The sequence below is a fragment of the Salmonella sp. SAL00672 genome (assembly GCF_046552175.1).
GTDB lineage: Bacteria > Pseudomonadota > Gammaproteobacteria > Enterobacterales > Enterobacteriaceae > Salmonella > Salmonella enterica.
Map to the genome: position 1 here is coordinate 1 of NZ_JBGDUQ010000015.1, position 19,838 is coordinate 19,838.

15 protein-coding genes and 3 pseudogenes are annotated in these 19,838 nt (G+C 54.7%); 2 read left to right on the plus strand and 16 right to left on the minus strand.

What is annotated here, in order from left to right; translation table 11 throughout:
• Positions 1–79 precede the first annotated feature (79 nt).
• Positions 80–241: pseudogene (locus ACLJTG_RS22190) on the plus strand (transposase); the annotation flags it as partial.
• Positions 242–1,313: 1,072 nt separating this feature from the next.
• Here the strand turns inward: ACLJTG_RS22190 and repA are convergent.
• The gene (repA, locus tag ACLJTG_RS22195; protein WP_410959064.1) at positions 1,314–2,195 is read right to left on the minus strand and encodes an incFII family plasmid replication initiator RepA; all 882 of its coding nucleotides are present in this window, start codon (positions 2,193–2,195) and stop codon (positions 1,314–1,316) included.
• Positions 2,176–2,253: a RepA leader peptide Tap gene (tap, locus tag ACLJTG_RS22200; protein WP_001541552.1), complete on the minus strand. Its 78-nt coding sequence runs from the start codon at positions 2,251–2,253 to the stop codon at positions 2,176–2,178. The genes repA and tap overlap by 20 nt, the downstream gene beginning before the upstream one ends.
• A gap of 59 nt (positions 2,254–2,312) precedes the next feature.
• On the opposite strand from tap, the pseudogene ACLJTG_RS22205 reads away from it, so the two are divergent.
• A pseudogene (locus tag ACLJTG_RS22205) lies at positions 2,313–2,462 on the plus strand (replication protein RepA).
• A gap of 38 nt (positions 2,463–2,500) precedes the next feature.
• Here ACLJTG_RS22205 and ACLJTG_RS22210 read toward each other — a convergent pair.
• The 14 genes and pseudogenes from ACLJTG_RS22210 to traQ form a co-directional block, all read right to left on the minus strand.
• Positions 2,501–2,746 (minus strand): replication regulatory protein RepA, encoded by a 246-nt coding sequence (locus tag ACLJTG_RS22210; protein WP_000078116.1) that lies wholly within the window; start codon positions 2,744–2,746, stop codon positions 2,501–2,503.
• Between the two features lie 131 nt (positions 2,747–2,877).
• Complete coding sequence (locus ACLJTG_RS22215) at positions 2,878–3,432, minus strand: phospholipase D family protein (protein WP_410959065.1); 555 nt, start codon at positions 3,430–3,432, stop codon at positions 2,878–2,880.
• 121 nt (positions 3,433–3,553) lie between these two features.
• Positions 3,554–3,751 carry a hypothetical protein gene (locus tag ACLJTG_RS22220; protein WP_410959107.1) on the minus strand — a complete coding sequence of 66 codons (198 nt, stop codon included), beginning with the start codon at positions 3,749–3,751 and terminating at the stop codon, positions 3,554–3,556.
• A pseudogene (locus ACLJTG_RS22225) lies at positions 3,725–3,999 on the minus strand (disulfide bond formation protein DsbA); the annotation flags it as partial. The pseudogene ACLJTG_RS22225 and the gene ACLJTG_RS22220, both read right to left, overlap by 27 nt.
• A 367-nt stretch (positions 4,000–4,366) precedes the next feature.
• Positions 4,367–4,930, minus strand: a complete 564-nt coding sequence (locus tag ACLJTG_RS22230; RefSeq protein WP_410959066.1) for a fertility inhibition protein FinO — start codon at positions 4,928–4,930, stop codon at positions 4,367–4,369.
• Positions 4,931–4,984: 54 nt separating this feature from the next.
• Positions 4,985–5,725 (minus strand): conjugal transfer pilus acetylase TraX, encoded by a 741-nt coding sequence (traX, locus tag ACLJTG_RS22235; protein WP_410959067.1) that lies wholly within the window; start codon positions 5,723–5,725, stop codon positions 4,985–4,987.
• A gap of 19 nt (positions 5,726–5,744) precedes the next feature.
• Positions 5,745–10,931, minus strand: coding sequence for a conjugative transfer relaxase/helicase TraI (gene traI / locus ACLJTG_RS22240; protein ID WP_410959068.1), 5,187 nt, complete (start codon positions 10,929–10,931; stop codon positions 5,745–5,747).
• Positions 10,931–13,120, minus strand: a complete 2,190-nt coding sequence (traD, locus tag ACLJTG_RS22245) for a type IV conjugative transfer system coupling protein TraD (protein WP_410959069.1) — start codon at positions 13,118–13,120, stop codon at positions 10,931–10,933. Before traD ends, traI begins: the two co-directional genes overlap by 1 nt.
• A 376-nt stretch (positions 13,121–13,496) precedes the next feature.
• On the minus strand, positions 13,497–14,228 hold the full coding sequence (traT, locus tag ACLJTG_RS22250) for a conjugal transfer complement resistance protein TraT (protein WP_410959070.1): 732 nt from the start codon (positions 14,226–14,228) through the stop codon (positions 13,497–13,499).
• Between the two features lie 35 nt (positions 14,229–14,263).
• Positions 14,264–14,758 (minus strand): entry exclusion protein, encoded by a 495-nt coding sequence (locus ACLJTG_RS22255; RefSeq protein WP_410959071.1) that lies wholly within the window; start codon positions 14,756–14,758, stop codon positions 14,264–14,266.
• A gap of 15 nt (positions 14,759–14,773) precedes the next feature.
• A complete protein-coding gene (gene traG / locus ACLJTG_RS22260; protein ID WP_410959072.1) occupies positions 14,774–17,596 on the minus strand; it encodes a conjugal transfer mating-pair stabilization protein TraG in 2,823 nt (940 codons plus the stop codon).
• Positions 17,593–18,975, minus strand: coding sequence for a conjugal transfer pilus assembly protein TraH (gene traH / locus ACLJTG_RS22265; RefSeq protein ID WP_001161720.1), 1,383 nt, complete (start codon positions 18,973–18,975; stop codon positions 17,593–17,595). The genes traG and traH overlap by 4 nt, the downstream gene beginning before the upstream one ends.
• A complete protein-coding gene (trbB, locus tag ACLJTG_RS22270) occupies positions 18,965–19,513 on the minus strand; it encodes a type-F conjugative transfer system pilin assembly thiol-disulfide isomerase TrbB (protein ID WP_000055842.1) in 549 nt (182 codons plus the stop codon). Before trbB ends, traH begins: the two co-directional genes overlap by 11 nt.
• On the minus strand, positions 19,500–19,793 hold the full coding sequence (gene traQ / locus ACLJTG_RS22275; RefSeq protein WP_410959073.1) for a type-F conjugative transfer system pilin chaperone TraQ: 294 nt from the start codon (positions 19,791–19,793) through the stop codon (positions 19,500–19,502). Before traQ ends, trbB begins: the two co-directional genes overlap by 14 nt.
• Positions 19,794–19,838 lie beyond the last annotated feature (45 nt).

A 19,838-nucleotide genomic window follows, 5' to 3' on the forward strand; every position in this document is an offset into this window, starting at 1 on the left:
TGACCTTCCCCCTGTAAACAGTGCCAGTCTAAACTGAAGTTTCCGGTCTTTCTTCCATCTCACAGAGAGGCGCATTGTCATGAAAAAGACCCGTTATACCGAAGAACAGATTGCATTTGCCCTGAAACAGGCTGAAACCGGCACCCGCGTCGGGGAAGTCTGCAGAAAGATGGGAATTTCTGAGGCCACGTTTTACAACTGGAAGAAGAATGTTCGTGTTTATTCCACTACAGATATAAGATCAAAAAAAAACTTCTTTCGAATATTTTTGGTATGGGATCACATTACCTGAAGCCATAGCAAAGATAAATAAAACTGTCATTCATCTTACTGAAGAGCGAGAGTCAAACGTGATAGAAATGTCATCTTTTAGCATTGGTAATGATATGATCCAAGTATAAGCGTTATAATGACGAAGCCCGGATGGATCAGGAACCGATTAACTAGGGGTGATTGTTCCAGCCTGACGCCTGTTCGAGTGCTTGGTTAAATAATGCATTTAACGTACAAAAATATCCGCTTTCCAAATTGATCTTAAAAAGATCGTATGATGTTACTGTAGCTGAAATTGTCAACTGCTGAATCGTGGGGGCCCCTTTGGGGTTCCGATTCAGTGGTTGACAACTGCACAGAAAACACCCTGCTGGCGGGGTGATGGTTCACGCAGTGGGCCATCGCCCTGCAAAGCCAGACGGGACATAACGCCACTCAGTAGTTTAGTTACATCATCCATCATTAAAAGCGACTCCATTCCGGCCCTTTGGGCCGGGGCGGCGGCGCTTTTCAGTGGTGGGAATGGGCTGGATATCAGGTTTTTGCTCCGGTTTCGTTGATCAGAATTTTGGATGTTGTAACTATTTGCATGACCGGGGCCCGGCGCATCGCGACGGGAGGTACTAATGTTGTTTCCGAACCGGCGCGGACGTGAGTCCGCTGCAAGGGCGGGCATTCTCTGGAACCTGTCCACAGGGCAGGTGATGAACAGGTTATTTATTTATAAGAGAGAGGATTATGTATTTAAAAGAAGTATAGATCAGGGGTTTAAAGGAAACCACGCACTTTGAAATCAGGTCGCCTGGCGCTTTGTCAGTATATCGGTTGTAACTTTATGGAAAAGTCCCTTGCAGTTATTTGTGAGTAACTGAATATTGCGTCCGGAAATGGCTCAGGCGGGAACATTTCTGACCATTCTGGCAGCAGAATGAGCGATATTTTGGCAGGAAGAACGAACGTTCCGCGCAGAAAACAGGCGGCGCCAGGCGACAGACGTACAAAATCCTCCGGCGTCAGCCGGATTTTCATAATCTGGTGGGTTATATGGGGACGGTGGCCATGGCCAGTCGCGTGTAGTTTTTGCCCCGCGACATCATCATGCGCTCTTTCACGCGCCGCTGCAACTCCCGCTTCATGGCATCAAGCCCGCCGGTAAAGCGTCCGCTGGCGTATTCCCGCGTCAGCTGCTGTTTCACCAGTGTTTCGATGTCCTTACGGGTTCTGTCCGCGTCACGCCGCGCCCGGGCGCGTTTCAGTCCGTGCAGTTTACGTTCAGACTGGTAGCTGCGGAACCGTTCGCGCACAAATCGCCAGGCTTTCGCTATCAGTTCGTCCATCTCCAGCGGCTCCAGATTCTGCTTTTTGCGCTGCTGATTTTCCCATTCGACACGACTGCGGCGGGCGGCCATAACAGCCACGTCAGAGACATCGAGCGCGGAGAACAGTGCCGGCGTGAAGGTGATATCGGTCGGGATGTTGCAGCCAATCTGCGGATCATACTCGGTCTGGTAGGTAATCAGCCCCAGCTCTGCCATAAACTTCAGCGCCCGTGTGGCGCGGGTGATGGACAGATTGCCACTTTTTGACTCGGTGGCCAGACCGCACTCTATAGCCAGATTGGTGATGGATCTCTGTACACGGTTGGCCAGTGGATCATAATGGAAGCACAACCCCTGAAGCAGCGTATCGATGGCACGACGGCGCAGCAAAGGCGGCATCCGGTGACGCTTTCCCAGCGAACGAACGAACGCCACATGGACGGAAAAATCAAAACGGGACGTGAACCCTTCGGCTTTCGCCATCAGCTTACGACAGAACGGCAGGGTCTTTTTCCCTTCTCGCGGCGTGAATTCCGGATTCGGATTTTTGACCTGTCGGTAATGAGTGAACAGTGTTCGGGTGTCAGTCACTTCTGCCTGCACTTACAATGCACGGAAGGAGTAAATGCCACAGAAACAAGTATTGAAATTTTCTGAGCATAAAACTATACTCCCTGCATAGCCTGATTGGTGGCTATACAGTTTAAGTAGGCCCCGTTAATCTTCTGTCCCGCCAAGAATAGAAAGATTATCGGGGTTTTTGCTTTTCTGGTCCCGGGTAGACACCTCATCAGAACCAGTTCCCTGCCACCTTACGGCGTGGCCAGCCATCAAAATTCTTTAGACGATCAGCAATCTAACACTCACTGACGAGACGATCAAGAAAGTTACTCATTCACCTTCTTATCTCAGGCTCTTTTGGCCATTTCCCGTTCAATTAGTAACTCAATCATTTGAGCCTGAGTAGTTCCAGTCTCTTCACAAAGCTGCTGCAAGCTTTCTTTATGCATGTTTTGTATGAAAACATTGAGCTCTTTATGCGTCGTCTTTTTTCGTGAAATAGATAATCTCTTCTTCTCAGCGGAAGATAAGGGATTACCCTTTCTGTAAATGCGTTTCGATGAGGAAGTTACTGCATTTTCAATCTGCGACATCTCTGCCTCCTCAAGGATCAAACCTAGATCGTTTGCAGAGAATACTACAGATTTCTAAAATCAGCGACTTACTTTATGAACGTAACCTGTGTTGGCGCACGGTTTACGTTTCAGGATCGTTTACTGGGATGTCAGTACGTCTGTTTCCAGTCCGTTCCCTGCGCCCAGCGGGATGTCCAGTGGTTCAGGTAGCTGCGGGCTAAGACTGGGTCATCCCAGACGACAAGCACGTTCTCCGAATTCGAACGGTCTGCTGCACGGGAATAGTTAAACGATCCCACTTCGGTGTGGCGACCGCCGCTGACGATAACTTTGTCATGAAGAATTTTGTACACACTGACAGTACGAACCGGAATGCCGGCACCGGTCAGCAGGTTCATTGTCGCCCTGCTGGCGTTATTGTTTTTCCCAGTATTGGCTTTCCAGTCCAGTACCCCCCTGACATCCACTCCCCGACGTTTTGCACTAATAAGAGCGCCAGCCACCTCCGGAGAGGTGAAGGAATACCCCATCAGCCGGATATTATGTTGCGCAGCCTCAATAGTCTTAAGAACCAGCTGCTCTGCGCTGCCCTCCGGTGCAAAACCGGCCTGAACGGACGGTGCCGCAATAGCTGGCAGGGAGCCCAGCAGGGATAAACACGCATGTGTGACCAACGTCAATCCATGACCTTTCCTGAGTCTCATTATGTACCTCATATAAACTTGATTAGAGTAGTGATTTTATTACTTCAGAAACGCCGGAATCGGGGGGAACTCGTTTTTCCCGGATTGCCGGGGCTGGACAACGACGCCAGCGGCGGAGGCGTCAGGATAAATTGTTATTGCCTTCCCTAGTGGTGGCACGATCATTACGCTCCATCCAGGCCAGAATCAGCACGGCCGCGTTTTCCAGGGTTTCCTGTCCCGCGCCGCCCGGTATCACTGTCACGTTCTTCTCCGTGGCCTCCTTAACCGGCATCATTATCATCGCCGGCGAGCCCTGCAGCGCAAGCGTATGTGCCAGTCGGTTACTGGCATCCAGTATGCTTTTCGTGTTCACGTTTCCCCCCCCTGATTTTATGCCCTTTCAGGGCGGCGGCAGCCACACTACTGATATCTTCATTGGTGAGCGCGCCTTCATAATGACTGGTGGCAAAAATACCGTTGTGATACGCAAGCCAGGCATCCGCCCTCGCTGATTTCCAGCCCCTTCTGTGCGGCTTTCAGCAAGTTTTCCCACTGCTGTACAAATGTGGGCCAGTACTTAAACACATAGCGGACCTGCGGCCTGGCTTACATCACAGCCTGCAGCATCGGGGCATCCTGTGTGCCGGATACCGTTCGTCGTTCAGGTTCTGAACATAAAAATACTGGCTGACACCTCAGTTTCTCTGCCTGTGGATAATAGTCTTTTCCCTAGCACTGGCGCGCACTTTCTAGGGCAAACAGCCTCCACTGCGGATGAGAGACCTAGGTTGCGGCCTGCTGCCAAGCCCGGGCGGCAGCATAATCCTCCGCCATTTCCAGCCGGAGAGACTCACATCCCCGACTCTGGCGCTACCGGAGTAAGGCCGGTGCCACGCCGTACAGACGGTCTTTCTGTTTCATCCGTTCACTCATTATACCGAGCTTCTCCGGTTCAGACCGTCTGCGCCAGCACCGCGCGGAGTTCCGCTTTTCTGGCGTTCTGCGCCCGGACCTTTGCCAGTCGCGCCAGCGCGTACTGTTCTTCCTCCACGGTAATATGCTCCGTCACATACCCTTCCGTGTCATACCGGCAGGCCCCGGCTTTCATCGCGCTGAGATATGCTTCAGAATGGGCAATCGCTTTCAGCGCACGGATTATCTTTTTGTGTGACAGCGGGATACCACGCCTGGAGGCGTCCTCAAACAGCGCCTCACGCACGCCACAGGCGAAAAGACGGGGCGTGTCGCCGTCAAACAGCCCCGGCCACCAGGGTTTCAGCGTGCTGACCGCTTCCTCCACTGACTGAAGTCGCAGGTAGATGGACAGATCTTTTCTTGCCCGGGCTTTTTTTTCTGCCAGTGACGCTTCCCGGACAGCCCTGTCAGCCAGCTGCTGTTTCTTCACCTTCCACTTCGGGGGCGTGGTGACGTTAATAATGGTTTTGCTGCTGCGGGCCAGCGCTTCCCCATCCGTTTTCCGTTTCAGTGTCAGTACCGGTCGTTTCTGCTCAGTCATGCTGTATGCTGCCCCTGCCAAATCCTGCTCATACTGCCAAAGATACCACACCCGTCACATCGCCAGAACGCCCAGCACAGCCAGATGACAGGTGTAGAATACCGGGAAAAAATCAGCCGGCCAGAACCGTGGCAGTGATTTGTCTGTCAGGGATACCAGCCATACCGCCAGCGCGGTCACCAGAAGCCCTGCTGCGGCCGCGGCATCGCTGGTGACCAGATTCAGCGCGGGGACGGCCACCACCAGGCAGGCCGCAAGCGCCAGATGTTCTTCAGTATCTGCGGTCCGGTACAGCCGGTAACAGATGACCAGCACCAGCACGCCGGCAACGCCGTAGCTGGTTCCGGACAGGGGTATCCACGCCGTCAGCAGTAACAGCACGGCCACAGAGTGAAACAGGCAGCGCTGCTCACACCACTTCAGCGCCTGCGCGGCCACCGCAAAGGCAAACAGAATATTCCCTTCATACCACGGAAATCCCGCCAGAAAATACCCTGACTGCGCGATAACCGCCCATCCCCACAGCCGGTTAATCGCAGACTGGCGGAGATGCGTATGCCGGGACAGGTTCAGTCCCCACACCAGGGCAAACAGCGGAAACGCCCCGCGCCCGGCCAGAAACAGCCACGTCTGGTTCAGGTGCAGAATACGGTTTGCATGGTCCAGCACCATCAGCAGCAGCGCCACCGTTTTGATGATATCCCTCTGTCCCGGCGACCAGACCAGCAGTCGCTGCAGCCGGGTATCCAGCCGGACAACCGGTGAATCGTTACGTGTGGCGTTATCCATCGTCATCGTGGTCTATCTTCCCGTATCAGTCCCCGCCCGGGGTTCTCTCTTTCTGCAGGTCACGCACCATCTCCTGTTCCATCTGCTGCAGCCGCTCCTGGACCCGGCTTTCCCGCGCCACTTCCAGGATGGTGTCCTGCTCCTGGCTGGCAATCTCCCTGACCGTCTGCGCGGTTTTCTCCTCCGGCAGGTCAGGTTTATCCTCAGCCATTTTACGGACAATCTCTGCGGCACGCTGCTCTGTTTCACGGCGGACTGCCTCTTCTGCCTGCCGCTGTGCCAGAATCTCTGCCGTGACCGGCTCCCCGTTCCCCGCGCCGGGCTGCACGCTGCTGTCAGGAATATCGCCCCACACCCGGCCGCCGGTAATGGCGCCGGGATTCCACGGACGCCCGTCACCGGCAATTCTCACCACCACGCCGCTGTCAGGGTTATCGCGGGCAATCCGGACGCCATCCTGCATGTTATCAGCCAGCAGGCTTTCGCCGTTACGACTGCCCTGCAGGGCCACAAACTGCGCCTCTTCGCTGCCTTTCACCCGACCTTCCGCGGTGAAGCCCCGCAGCCCGGCACCGTCATCCGTTGTCAGCGGGTTCAGCCAGATACCGGCGGATTTACCGTTACGGTCAAACGCCGGCAGCGCCACATACGGCTGCGGATATTTGCGCCCCGGCGCAATAAAACGCGCCCGGCTGTCTCCCTGCGCCAGTCCGGCGTTGCGCAGCACGGCACGACCGGCGGCCACGTCCCGCAGTTCCCGGGCGGTGCTGAACAGGCGCTCTGCGTTCATCATCTCACGCTCTGATTTCGGCTCCAGCACGTCATGGGCCGTGCCCTTTTGCTCCGCACTGTTGATGGCCTTAACCCAGCCCTGACGGTCGTCGGTGTACACCTGCACATGCTGCTTCATACGCGACAGCGCCACATACGCCGACTCAAAACCGGCCATCTGTTTCCGGCCCCCTTCGGTTCCCTCCAGCGCAATGGCAAACGTCTCACTGGCCCCCTGCGCACCGTGGGCGGTGATGGCATACGCCAGGTCAATATGCTGCTCTGCCCTGTCCTGCCCGGGACGCACCATGCGGGTCTGTTTCCCGTCTGACAGCGTGACGCTGTCACCGGAAACCGCCGTCACCGTCCAGACGCTGTTGGCCACATACCCGCGTTCCCTGTCACTCTTCGTGAAACGCATCCGGTCACCGGCCCCCACCCGGATAGTTTCCGGATTGTACAGTGTGACGCCCTCTGCCGCTGCTTCCCGGGGGGAAATAAGGCGCGTGTTGCCGTCGGCATCCTGCAGGGTAATCAGCCCGTCCTCCTTACTGATACCGGCAATCCGGTGATACACATTATCCACCAGGGCAAGCGCGCCCTGATGATTCTCCCAGGTTGACAGACGGCGCAGCTCCCCGTCACGGATATTCGCGGTGGTCAGTACAGGGACAGTGACCTGCTGCTCACCCGGTTTCGCCAGTGCATCCTGAATCATGCTGTTCAGCACCCGACGATCCTCATTCAGATGCGTGACAATCAGCGTCTGCTCCCGGGCGTCCGGCGTTCTGCCGGTATAGTCGCGGACAATGGCCTCATACAGCGTCATGGGTACATCCGGAAAGGCTTCGCCCTTTTTCTCCGCCTCCTGTGCGGCTTTCGCCAGTTCCCGCTCCTGCAGACGGCTGAACTCCGTCACCGAGTTTTCCGGCGCCCATGCCCCCTTCAGGCGGGGAACCTGAACCGGCTTCACGTTTTCAAGCCCGGACAGTGCCTTATTCACATCCCGGTTAATCAGGCTGTACACGGCGTCCCGCAGTTCCGGTGTCTGGCGTACAATCTCCTTCATGATGGCCACATCAGCCGCGCTGCGCGTCTGCTGCAGGCGGAAAGGCTGGCCGGGTGCGATGGCCTGCAGCTGGTCCGTGTCACCGCTCGCCACGGCACGACCACCACCGGCCGCAATCAGGGCGTATGCCCGCGCCATATCGGTGTTGCCCACCATCGAACTCTCATCAAGGAGGAACAGCGTGTTGCTGAAATCCGGCGTTTCACCGCTGCGCTGCTGCAGTTGCGTGTCGTGCAGAAAGGACGCCAGCGTCTGTGCTTCCACGCCGGCACTGCGCATCTCCCCGACCGCCCTGTGGGTCGGTCCCAGCCCCACGACGCGTGGACGCTCACTCTCCGGCAGCAGGTTCACCGCTGACATCACCGCCCGGAACTGGGTGGTCTTGCCCACCCCGGCATAACCCTGTACCACGGTGAAACGGTCTTTCGTTTCCAGTATCATACGGGTGGCGGCACGCTGTCCGGATGTCAGAGTCTCCATGAGTTCGCCGGGTACCCTCTCCATCAGTGGCGTGACCGCCTCCTTGCCCTCAAGGATATGATGCAGAATACTCTTTTCAGCGTCATACGACGCACGGGAAATCAGCAGGTCTGTGCCATAACCTTTTGCCACATCCACATGCAGTAAATCGCCCCGTTTTATCTGCGCATCAATTTCCCGTCCCAGGTCAGCAAAACCGGTTCCCTCTGCAGCAAACGACTTCGCCTCCGTCAGCAGGTCCACCTGACTGAATGCCAGGTTTTTACTTTCCACCACCGGAAGGGCAAGGTGAATGGCCTGCTGTGCCGGCGTGTGAAGCCCGGCTTTCTGGCGGCTGATGGCGGTTTCCAGCGATACCTCACCGGCACGCGCCTTTATCTGCTCAGAAACGACCGTAAAAGACGGGTGACGGGAGAGTTTTTCAGCAGTGCGGGTCTCATCCAGTGAGGAATACAGCCGGACATCCCGGCCGCTGCGGGCCAGACCGTTCAGGGTGGCGTTGTCCATCGCCATCTGTGTGACGGAAGCAAAAACTTTCGCACTGTCACTGACGGAATGCCCGGGTGTTTCCACCCAGCCGTTTTCCAGCTTCAGCGCCGTGAACGGGGAATCCCCCACCGGCAGGGAAGCCGGCTCAGCCCGTCCCGGCACAACAACCGTCATCGCGTCTTCACTGACGGACGACACCTGCAAGCGGTCACCGCCGGAGACGCGAAGCCCGGGAATTTTTCCCGTCACCATAAGACGCTCGCCGTCTGCCACCGGTATCTTCTCCGGCCGGAAGAGTGACCAGCTGCTGTCCAGGGCTGAAATCCGCACCATCTGCGTCTCTCCCTGCGCATCCCGCAGGGTCAGACTGTGACTTTGTGCGGTCACCCGGTCAATCACATACCGGTCATGGGACCGTTTCTCCGGGTTCCACTGCTCCATCACCATCCCTTCACGGTACATATCGCGCAGGTAACGGTTCCGGCTGTCCAGCCAGACCGGTGACAGCGCGGTCATCATGGTGTCCTGCTGCCCGAGTATCCCCTGCGTCTTCAGCTCACTGCGTATCATCCCCGCCAGTATGGCCTGTTCACGCACGCCGCTGACCTGCGCCACGCTCTCTTCCCCGGCTTTCACCGCAGCCACAAAATCACCGGCCAGCCGGGCATAGCGGACATTCCGGTCCGGCTCGCTGATAACGGTCGCCGGGGTCTGCTGCCCGCCCTGCCAGCGGTAACTGTTCACGCCGGCCTCCTTCATGGCCATCAGCGCGCTGCCGGTACCGGTGCGCTGACCGCTGTCGGTAATGAGCACCTGGATGTTATGACGCGCCGCGCCATCCAGCAGGGTCAGAGTCTCCTTCAGGGACAGCTTTTCGCCCTGGTCGACAATAACGGTACTGCCCGGGGAAAATGACATGCCCTCCTGCAACTGACGACGCCCGGTTATCAGCTCACCGGACAGACGTTCATCCTGCTTCAGGTTCGTCTGCGAACGGCGGTCGGCGGCAATAATCTGCACCTCACGCCCCTGCTCCCGGGCCATCATCGTCAGCTCCGCCACCCGCTCCCGCTGACCGGCAGCACCGCCCTGACCACTGATAATGGCCAGTGACGGGCGATCCTGAGCCAGGACACTCACCGCGTCGCTGTAACTTCCCGTGCGGGGCACGCTCTTCTCCGGATGGACGGTCACCCGGTTCTGCTTCATGATATCGCTGCTGAGTGCCCGGACAGACAGCTCATCGAGCACATGAATACCGGAGGTGAACAGTCCTTTCTCCCGGTCGAGGGGGATAAGCTGCTCGCGGCTGATGGCCTCATCAATCCCGTCCCGGGCTTTCTCAATCACGCCGGCTTCCGGCGGCAGCATGCCGACCGTTCTGGCCAGCACGTCGGTATACGTAAACTGAACCTTCCGGTCGCTTAATCCGGCAATGGCCTGCGTCACCGCCTGCTGAATATCCGGCTGCTCCTGTGACGGAACAGGCTGTGCTGCCTGTATTTCCGCCCGCCTGTCCGCAGCCTCACGGTATGCGCTGATATCAAACCCTGTATCTTTCAGGGTCTGCATCCACTCAGCCATTTTCACTTCCGGATCGACATGCTGTTTGGATTTACGCGTATCCAGCGCCGCCACATCCCGGGATTTCAGCGAGGCATCCTCCCCGACCGCCTCCCGGATGGCCTGCGAACGGCTGGAAAAGGCCTCCACCGGGACACCGGGCATCTCCCACATACCGTGCTTACCGACCACTTCCGTTTCATAGCCCAGCGCTTCAACCTTCTCTTTCAGCACCGCGCGGTAAATCTTCCCGAAGGCTATCTGGTTAGCATAGACATTCTCGATAAATCCCGTTTTTCCCACCTTATCACTGCTCAGGGTCTTCCATTCCCCGTCATGCAGCGTGACGTTGGCCACCACGGCATGGGTATGCAGCTGCGGCTCCTGGTCACGACTGGTGTCATGATTGAACAGCGCCATCACCAGGTTCCCGGTGAGCACCGTTTCTGACTGCCCGTCCGTCATCACCCTGGTGGAGGCCAGGGCCTCCACCTGACGGACAGCGATATCCACCGCCTGGTTGTGTGCCTCAGTCAGGCGTTTATCGCCCCCCAGCATGGCCATCAGGGAAACACTTTTGGGGGCAGAGAAGGTCAGATCATAGCCGGGGCGGTGTTTGTTGCCGCCGTCCTGCTGCCGGCTCAGATCAGCCCCGTCGGGCAGTCTGCCCTCCAGTACCCGGGTGAACACCTCCTTATCGACGGCGCCCTGCAGCCCCAGCTGCTCCGCGCCTTTTCCAGCCCAGCGTTCCTCCAGACTGCCCAGCACGTAGTAGTTATCCCTGTCGCTGTAGTAACCGGCGGCACTTCCCGCCGAACGAACCTGCGCAATACTCATCATCAGAAATGATCTCCCGGCTCCGGTTCATCCTTTCCGTGCCCACGGTGAACGTTGATATTCACTTCCTCCCGCCGTTGCATCTGCTGCTGAGTATTCACCTCCTGCTCCTGCCGCCAGCGCTCATACGCCGCCATGTCCACCACTTCACCGGACGCATTAATGCCGGGGGGCAGCGGCTGCTCTTCGTCTTCCTGCTTCATTTTCAGTTCCTGTCCGACACCGCCTGCGGACGTATTCGCGGCGGTACCCGCCGCTGCTGATTTTTTATCGCTGACAACCGTGGGCTGTGGCTGTTGCGGCTGTTGCGGCTGTTGCGGCTGTTGCGGCTGTTCAGCCTGAGTCACGTCCTCTCCGGAAACAACCTCCGGCACATCCGGTTCGAAGAGGCTGGCCATCTGGCGACCTTCTGCTTCCCTTGCGGCAAGTACGGCACTCAGGCGGTTCTCCATTTCCGGGTTGATCTCACGCGGAATACACTCCGGAGCAACCTTCGGTCGTGCCTGATATTTCAGTGAGAGTTTTACTGCCGGATACGGTCCGGGCAGGGTGACATAGCAGGTCAGATCCGGCAGAGACTGAATGTCGGAATAACTGACCAGTGTCTGGCGCTCCATATCCTTACCGGTCGATACCCCGTCACGTACCGGGTCAGCACCGTAGGAATACTGCTCGCTGGCTTTCAGGTGCTCTTTCTCACCAATTTCACCGGCAGCGAACTCTGCAATCTTATGGCTGGGAGAACGGAAAAAGGCACGGGTGTTCATGACGTCAAACAGCGTGGCTGCCGCTTTCTCACCGTAGATATCTTCCAGCTGGGCATAAGACTGGATACCAAACACATAGCAGCCTCCGAACTTACGGGCTTCCGGCAGGATCTCCACCAGGTCCGGCAGTTTGTGTAACGTGGGTAACTCATCACAGAAAAACCACACACGACGGTTACGGTTTTCTCCCATTGCCAGCAGACCACGAATGGCAATGGACAGCCACATGGAGATCACCGGCTTCAGGGAGGCATGGGTGTCGGCATTCGACGAGATAAACAGCCAGCCGTTTTTCTGATCTTCCCGGACACCACGCATCCAGTCACGGATGGTAAAAGGCTCACCGTTATGCTCAATCCCCTGCAGGTAACGGATGGCTTTCACGTAGTTGGTCAGCACAGCACGGATGGAAATCGCCGTTTTCTCAATTTTCTCTTCCACCAGGTTGGCCGCCGGTGAATTACGCAGGAAGGTACGCAGTTTTTCAATTTTGATGGAAAGCAGTGTATCCACCAGTTTGCTGTAACTGCGGTTGGGGTCATTACGCATCAGGTACGCCGCTTCCGCAAAAATGGTACGTCCTGAACCCTGCCAGAACGGGTCCTCTTTTGTGCCCATCGGGATCAGAGTATTTGCCGTATTATCAAAATCCGGCTGTGTCAGGCACTCCTTCCACAAATCCCAGGCGGCACAGCGTGCATCCAGCGGATTCAGGATTTTATCGATAGAGGGATCATAGTAACTTTTAACAAATTCCCCTGAACGGTCATAAATCACCACCATATCACCACGCTGACGGGCGTAGTTGGCCAGACGACGGATAACTTCCGACTTACCGGCCCCGACCGTGCCGTGCAGACAGAAGTTCTGGATTTCGGAATCCCGGATAATCGGCAGGTCGCCAATCCGGATATCGGAGTCCTTGCCGTCTTTTTTCAGCATCCGGGCAACGTCTTTCGGATTGTCTGTCAGCTGACGACCACCTGTGACTTCATTTTCGCTCTGTTGTTTACCCTGACGCCCCAGAATCCATGTGGTCATAAAAAATGTAATCAGGCAGATAACCAGCGCCACACAGGCGGCCAGAACAAAGGCCGACCACAGTTGCTCCCCACACCAGACCGTGTATTTGTCCTGCAGAACCTGAGCGGCGTTCATCCGGAACGTCTGGCCGTAATACCGGATCTCATAGACAGGCTGGGATTTAATTAAATCCCGCATTCCTTCAAGCGTGGTACACCACCAGTAGATACACCCATTCACAAACGTCTGCCAGCTGAGTTTCACCCATAACACCAGGCCGACGAGTATCCAGAAGAAAATAAACAGGCAGTAAAATATAATGTTGGCGATCTGGCTGAACATGCGAATACGCATGGACGCAATCTGACCGCCCTGGGTCATATCCTTCGCATTAAAGCTCATAGATGTTATTCCAAAGAAAGATTATCAGTCCGGACGGGGAATTAATTTGAATAAATGACCAACCGTTACTTTCGTTTTTTCAGAAAATAAAGAACAGCAGCACAGACTACCAGTACAGCAAACAGCCAGGAAAACGGATTGCCGTTAGTCATGTGACAAAGAAGTTCTGATAATGGCATTCCGTATCCTTATTATTCCCGCTTCGCGGCAACACTTCACGGACGCACAAAGAATTTGCACAACCGCTCAGTGTTTTCATATTTATTTCGGAAACGCCGGAGAGAAATGAAATTTATTTTATTTCTTTCCGGGCCTGGACAACGAGCAAAGCGAGGCGTCAGTCAGGAGGCCAGTCAGACCGGCCTCCTGAAGATGATTAAAGAATATTTGCGATTGATTTGGCCAGTTGGTCTTCCAGCACGGGTTTTGCCTCTTCAAACTTCAGGTTAACCTTGTTGGCATTCGATACCACACGGGTCTGGTATTTATGCTGATTACCGGTTTCGGTGCTGGTCTGGATTTTGGCACCCGAGGTTCCCTGGCGGAGGGCGGCAACATTGTCCGTTGTCACGGTCGCTTTTGTCCGTTCTGAGATCTGTACGTCGGTGATCATGGTGTAGTTAATATCTTCCACCATCGCATCAGCGGCCATCCCCACAAGCCCGGCAGCAAGCCCTACTCCCAGCGTGGCACCTGCTGAGTTAGAGTTATACGCTGTGATACCGGCCCCGAGCGCTGCCCCGGAGAGCGCACCTTCATAACCACGGTTCAGCCATCCCTGGGACTCACGCAAATCCATCTTGTCGGCCTTCAGCACGTTGGCCTGAATCCAGTAGTATGCTTTGTCTGGTGAGGTAACCACAGTATACCCTTTTGCCTGAATATCTTTTGCAATCAGGCTCTGAAGGTCACTCATATTCTTATCGGAGGTATTTTTCACCTGCAGATACACCGTCCGTTCACTGGACGGGTCAAGCCAGATGGTCTGGCTCATCTGGGTTTTCACTTCAAGATTACGCTTTTTGATTGCTGTGCTCATCGCACCACACCCTGACAGGGCCAGAGTGGAACTGACCAGTGTAACCATCATTATTTTTTTCATTTTCATCCAATTACCTTTATTTACCAACCATAGTTTTCTTATTACCTGTCATTATTATCCTGCCAGCGAGACCCAAAAGTATTACCAGCCGAATCAACTCCTCCATGCATAGGATATCCAGTTGAGGGGTTGTAGTAAGTCGTTTGACGATACTCAACAGATTCAAAATCCAGACCCCTATCTTCATCATATTGGTCATCAAGCTGACATTTCATCCACTCTTTTATGCTTATACAACCACTTACTCGTCTTAATTCATATAATGTTCCACCGATAAAAATCATTAAACTTAATAATGGCGAGAGTAATGAGCATACGGGCATAATTACATACCAAATTCCTTTACTAAACTTGAACTCATCAGATATGTTATTTTTTTTACGAATTTGAATAAATAACCAGATAAACAGCCCCTGCCACAGCAGGACAAATAACAGGATAGTCCCTGTTTCAGCGACTCCCCACTCAGCTAGATAACAGGCAATAAACTGTACCACTGTCACCAGAACAATCTGAGCTAAATTTTTCATTCCCACCTCCCGGATATCGCCTTACTGTTTGTGCTTATCCTGATACTCTTTTGCCCTCTTCATCAGTTCTTCAGGACTGTCCGCGCCAGGCATCCTTTCCTGTGCAGCCTTTTCTTCATTATATTTATTATTCTGAGATAGTGCTTCTGTTTTATACTGTTTTTGCAGGCCAGAATACTGCTGGTCAATAGTCTTTTCCTCACCCTGGATATTTCCATAAGTATCGTTTATATCGGAATGATAGTCTGTGACCATATTATCAACCTGGTTTTTTACATCATTACTGATATTACTGTCCCGCGTCCGTTGTTCCACCGTTGCCTGATGGGCCTGATGATCGGCTACCACATCCTGTTTATCACCACCACCGGATACTGTGCTCATACCACTGCCAATATCACCGCGGGCTTCGCCCCAGGCATTATCCACACCAGGCTGTACCTGCTCCTGAACAAAGGCCCAGGCCATTGCCCGACGTCGTTCTGCCACCTCCGGCGAGCTGGTATTTGTCAGAATATTTTCTGCATCCTGTGGCGCATGCTTTTGCACAAAATTCACAAACTGCTGTGACAAATCTTCGCTCATCTGCCCACTCATGCTTTCTGTACGGGACGCCATCTCAGCATACTCATGGCTGCGGGTCAGGTTCGTGGTGTACTGGTCATAACTCTGTTTCGCTGAGTTCAGGGCGGCAGACAAATGATCCACACGAGAATCAGCATTATTGTCCGTATGGCTTCCGGACTCACTGACCTTACGGCTCGTGAAGTAATCGCTGGCCTCCTTAAAATCCTGCGTGGCTTTGGCATCAACACCATGACGAACATCCTGGCTGGATCGTGAACTACTGCTGGCCTGATGCGTATCATCATCGCTCCAATCAATACCAGCACGACCACCGGCTTTAACACCAGCTCCACCACCGACCCCCAATATCTTGGGCCTTATGCCCCACTCTGCACTTGCATCACCATAAATACCCCCAGATGTTCGCGTACTTCTCGCTGCAAGTTCCTGAGTGGCCTGCTCATTACTGATATTATGTGCCTTCGCATAGCTTTCCACTGCGCTGCGCATCCGGCTGGCCATTATGGAATCCTGCGCGCTCATGGTGCTGTCAGCACCACTGGTCACTGAGTCGCTGCTGCCCCGGTTCGTCCCGAACTGGCTGAGCGTATTCCAGGCGCTGGCGATACTGCTGCTGAAACCATGCAGGGCGTTTTCTGCCTGCGTGCTGGCTTCCCGCGCCATCTCCTGCTGTGCCGCCGCTATCTGCCGGGTCGCGTTGATATTCACCGGCAGTCTGGACTGCGCACCGCTGGCATCCATGACCATATTGCCGTCCCGGGTCTGCGTGGCGGTCGCCCCACTACCGGTCTGGTAAGTCATCTGGCCAAATGACGTGGTACTGTTGGTACTCCAGTTAAAGCCGTTGACGTTCTCCGTCTGCATGTTGCCGTAGGAATAATTGCCGTCCACCACGCCGGCAGCCGCACTGGCCGTCGGGCTGATAGACGAAGACGCAAAGTGGCTGTAAACGCTGGAAAATCCAGCGCCCAGACCTTTTACCATCATCCACGACAGCGGGGGAATCATGGCAGAGAGATAACCTGCGGTTGATGCCAGATCGGAATATTTCAGCTGTATCTGAGAGAGTTCTGACAGCACCACCGGGGCACCATTCTGTTTCGCATAGAACACCATGGCGCTGTTCAGAATGGCATACAGCAACGGCCATGTCTGCAGCCACATCAGGGCAAATACATACCCTTTCAGCACTGACAGCGTCAGTTTATTAAAGACAGCGGCCAGAACCAGTAACGGGAAAATCCCGATGGCTATCCCCAGCAGAATAGTCTGTACCATCGGCAGGTTTCGCATTGTCACATAACCAATGGAGACATGTGACAAACGTTGTTTTTCCATCGAGGATGTGGTGGCCAGATTCACCAGACTGGCGGTATCACCGTTACGGGCTGCATTACTGGTGATCCCTTCTTTCAGAGCGTTCATTGTTACATTCTTACGCATGATCTGGCTGGCTGACTGGCTGGAGCCGTAGAAATAACTGTAACTGTCACTTACCAGTTCCCTGAATAACAGGTCAGGGTCCGGCCTGCCCCCAAATATCTGCTGCACATAATAATGCCAGGTCTTGCCTCCTGTCTTTGTATCGAGATTCAGCTTGTCTTTCAGCGTGACCGACGCATCCTTGCAGGTGACAAAATGATTATTTTTGTCATAAACCCCCCGCAACGGACTGGGGCGGGAAAAAATCAGCGTATAGGGGTCATCGGATTCCATCAGTTCTTCCAGGGAATATTTGTGATTGAGGTAAATATCCCCCAGCACACAGTTCTGGACGTAGTCCTGAAACAGGTTAATGATTTCCGGATTCCGGGACAGGAAATCGGTGCTTTTCACAATCAGATTCGCCCCGAACAGCATACCTGTCTTGCTGTAGGTGACGCTGTCCGGCTGGGCAAAAATCATCTCATAGCTGGCCACCATCGCATGCCCGATCCGGGTCGTCAGCGAAAGGGGGAGTGCCAGTCCGACCGGCACATTATCCACCCGGTAAACCCTCACCAGGTCGCTGTTATCAATTATCTGTACTGATGTCCGTATGGTCACCAGAAGTGATATCAGCACAAACACCGCCACCCAGCCCAGCAGATCCATCACGTTATGTCGCTGTACCCACATAACGGACACCGCGAGAACGGACAGGGTCAGCGCAATTTTCTCAATGGAGTCCCACGTCCGGGTGCTCATGAAGGCCGCAATGGCGTTCAGGTTATTACTCAGCCATTCTCCGCCGGCAATGACATAGACTTCGTTCACTGCGCACCTCCGCCAAAATGATAGTTGTTCTGGTAACGGCTGAGCATGCGGGCTGACAGCTGCTGGCGCATGTAGCTCATCTGACGGTCGACAACCAGCAGCGCATCCTGCTGCACCTGGACCTGCGCCTGGAAGGACGCTATCTGCCGGGTCGCGTCATTCATGTTGTCGGTGATATGTTCGATAACCGCCTCGTCATAATTCCCTGTGGCCACCATCGCCCGGGCCTGCTGGATCAGCTCCTGGATATACTGCAGCAGGATGTCGTACCCGATATAATCCGTCAGCTGATAAATCATGCTGGTTGACACGCCGAGCATCTGCGGGTCAACCAGGTATTTGAAAACCGGGATGGTGGTGCTGGAGATAAACCCTTTTTCCTTATTATCCAAGGGAGTGTCGCTGACCGCCTTGTTCTGAATACTGGTCAGCAGCTTCGTAATCTGTGATTTGAGCGCATTGTCGCGACTGATGGTCACCGGCGTGTCGGCCACCACCTTCAGGCATTTATCCGAATCATTGCAGTGGTATATCTTCGCCGTTCCGCCTTCCATTAATGCCCGGATAATAGCCCGGTCGGTGGTTCTGGCAGGCAGGGGCGTGATTTCGCCGTTGGGTCCAAAAACCAGTGAACCGGTCAGCGTCATCACGAACTCTTTCAGCTCCTTGTTGCCGTCAAACATCCTGTTTTTGGACAAAGCATTCCACATGATGTTGATATTTTTGGTCACCCGCTCCTTATCCTTGTCACTGGCTTTATCCCTGACGCTGTCGGATTGCCCGCCCACAGTACATCCCTGCCGGGACGCCGCCCAGTCGGCAAAAATATTGCTCTCACCGGCAATGTCCTGGCAGACCTTCTGCTGGGAGACCTGTGTTTTTGGGAAAAGCCCCCCGACAATCCCCTGCGCCGCCTGGCAGGAGCTGAGGTTCATACTGTTAATGTCGGAGGCCATTTTCTGCAGAAAATCCTTTGCCGTTTTGATTTCCGGCACCGTCGTCTGCAGCGCAAGGTCAAAAAAGTACCCTGCGGCGTTACTCATAATCTGCTTCACAAAACGCTGCAGCTGCTCGCCGTTAATGAAACTGAATGAGCCGAGATAGGCATCGATGCCCCCGCAACCGGCATTGATATCCGGCAGGGTCATGGAGACCAGCTGGACATTTTTTACCTGTGTCCGGGCATATAAAGAGCCGCCGGAGGCATATCCTGCCGCCTGTCCCTGCCAGACGGAGGGCTGTGTGGTATTGGAAGCAAAGCCCAGCTTATTGAAGAACTGGTTCATGTCGCTGTTCACATCGGCAGAGACGGCGGGTGCGACGGTCATCAGCGCCGTACATAATATGAAAAGCGGTTTAATTCTCGTTTTACCCTGCATGTTTTTCTCCGTACATCTGCAGAACGGTATCCATCCGGGCCATAAAACCGGCGGCGTCGGTGGCCCCCTGCAAAAGAGGCAATGCTTCAAGTGTGTTCACGTTAACCAGAAATGTTGTCGGGGTGGCGACGGGAATATTGGGGAAGAAGGTCTGCATCACTTCCGGCGGTGCCGGCAGCGCCTCCGGAAACGCGGCATCCCCCTGGCCGTCCAGGGTATAAGGGAATACCGAAAATCCATACTGCTGTGCCACCTGCTTCAGTACCGGGTCAAACTGGTGGCACCAGGGGCAGCTTCTTTGCATGAACAACACCACTTTCCAGTCGGCGAGGTTAACCGTTTTACCATTGCTGAGACGAAACCAGCGGGGCGCCGGCGTTACCTTCTGCACGCCCTGCGTATCTGCTGGCTGCTTTTGCCCGGACGGTGCGGCCATCCCGTGCGGGTTATACAGCCGTTCAATCTCTTCCCGCGTGGAGGCATTAACCCCCGTCCCCACCAGAAGCAACAGGAACAGCAAAGCCTTATTGAGAGACATGTGATTTATCCCCCTTTTCTTCTTTTTCAGCAGCCAGAATGGCAGCCTGACGGGCTTCCAGTAACGCACGCTCTTCCCGGCTGACGCGGGCTATCCAGGCATCCAGCACCCAGTAAGCGCCGGACAACATCAGAATGATGGCAATCAGTTCCGCCAGAAAAAAAGCCATCCAGGGTTTGCGGTAAACCAGCCGCCCGACAATGTGAAACCAGACGCCCAGGGAGAAAACCCATACTCCCGTAATATCCGGTAAAGGAAGCGATAATTTATATTTACGCACAGTGGAGTCACTCCATTGTTATTTAATATATGCGATGCCTGATTT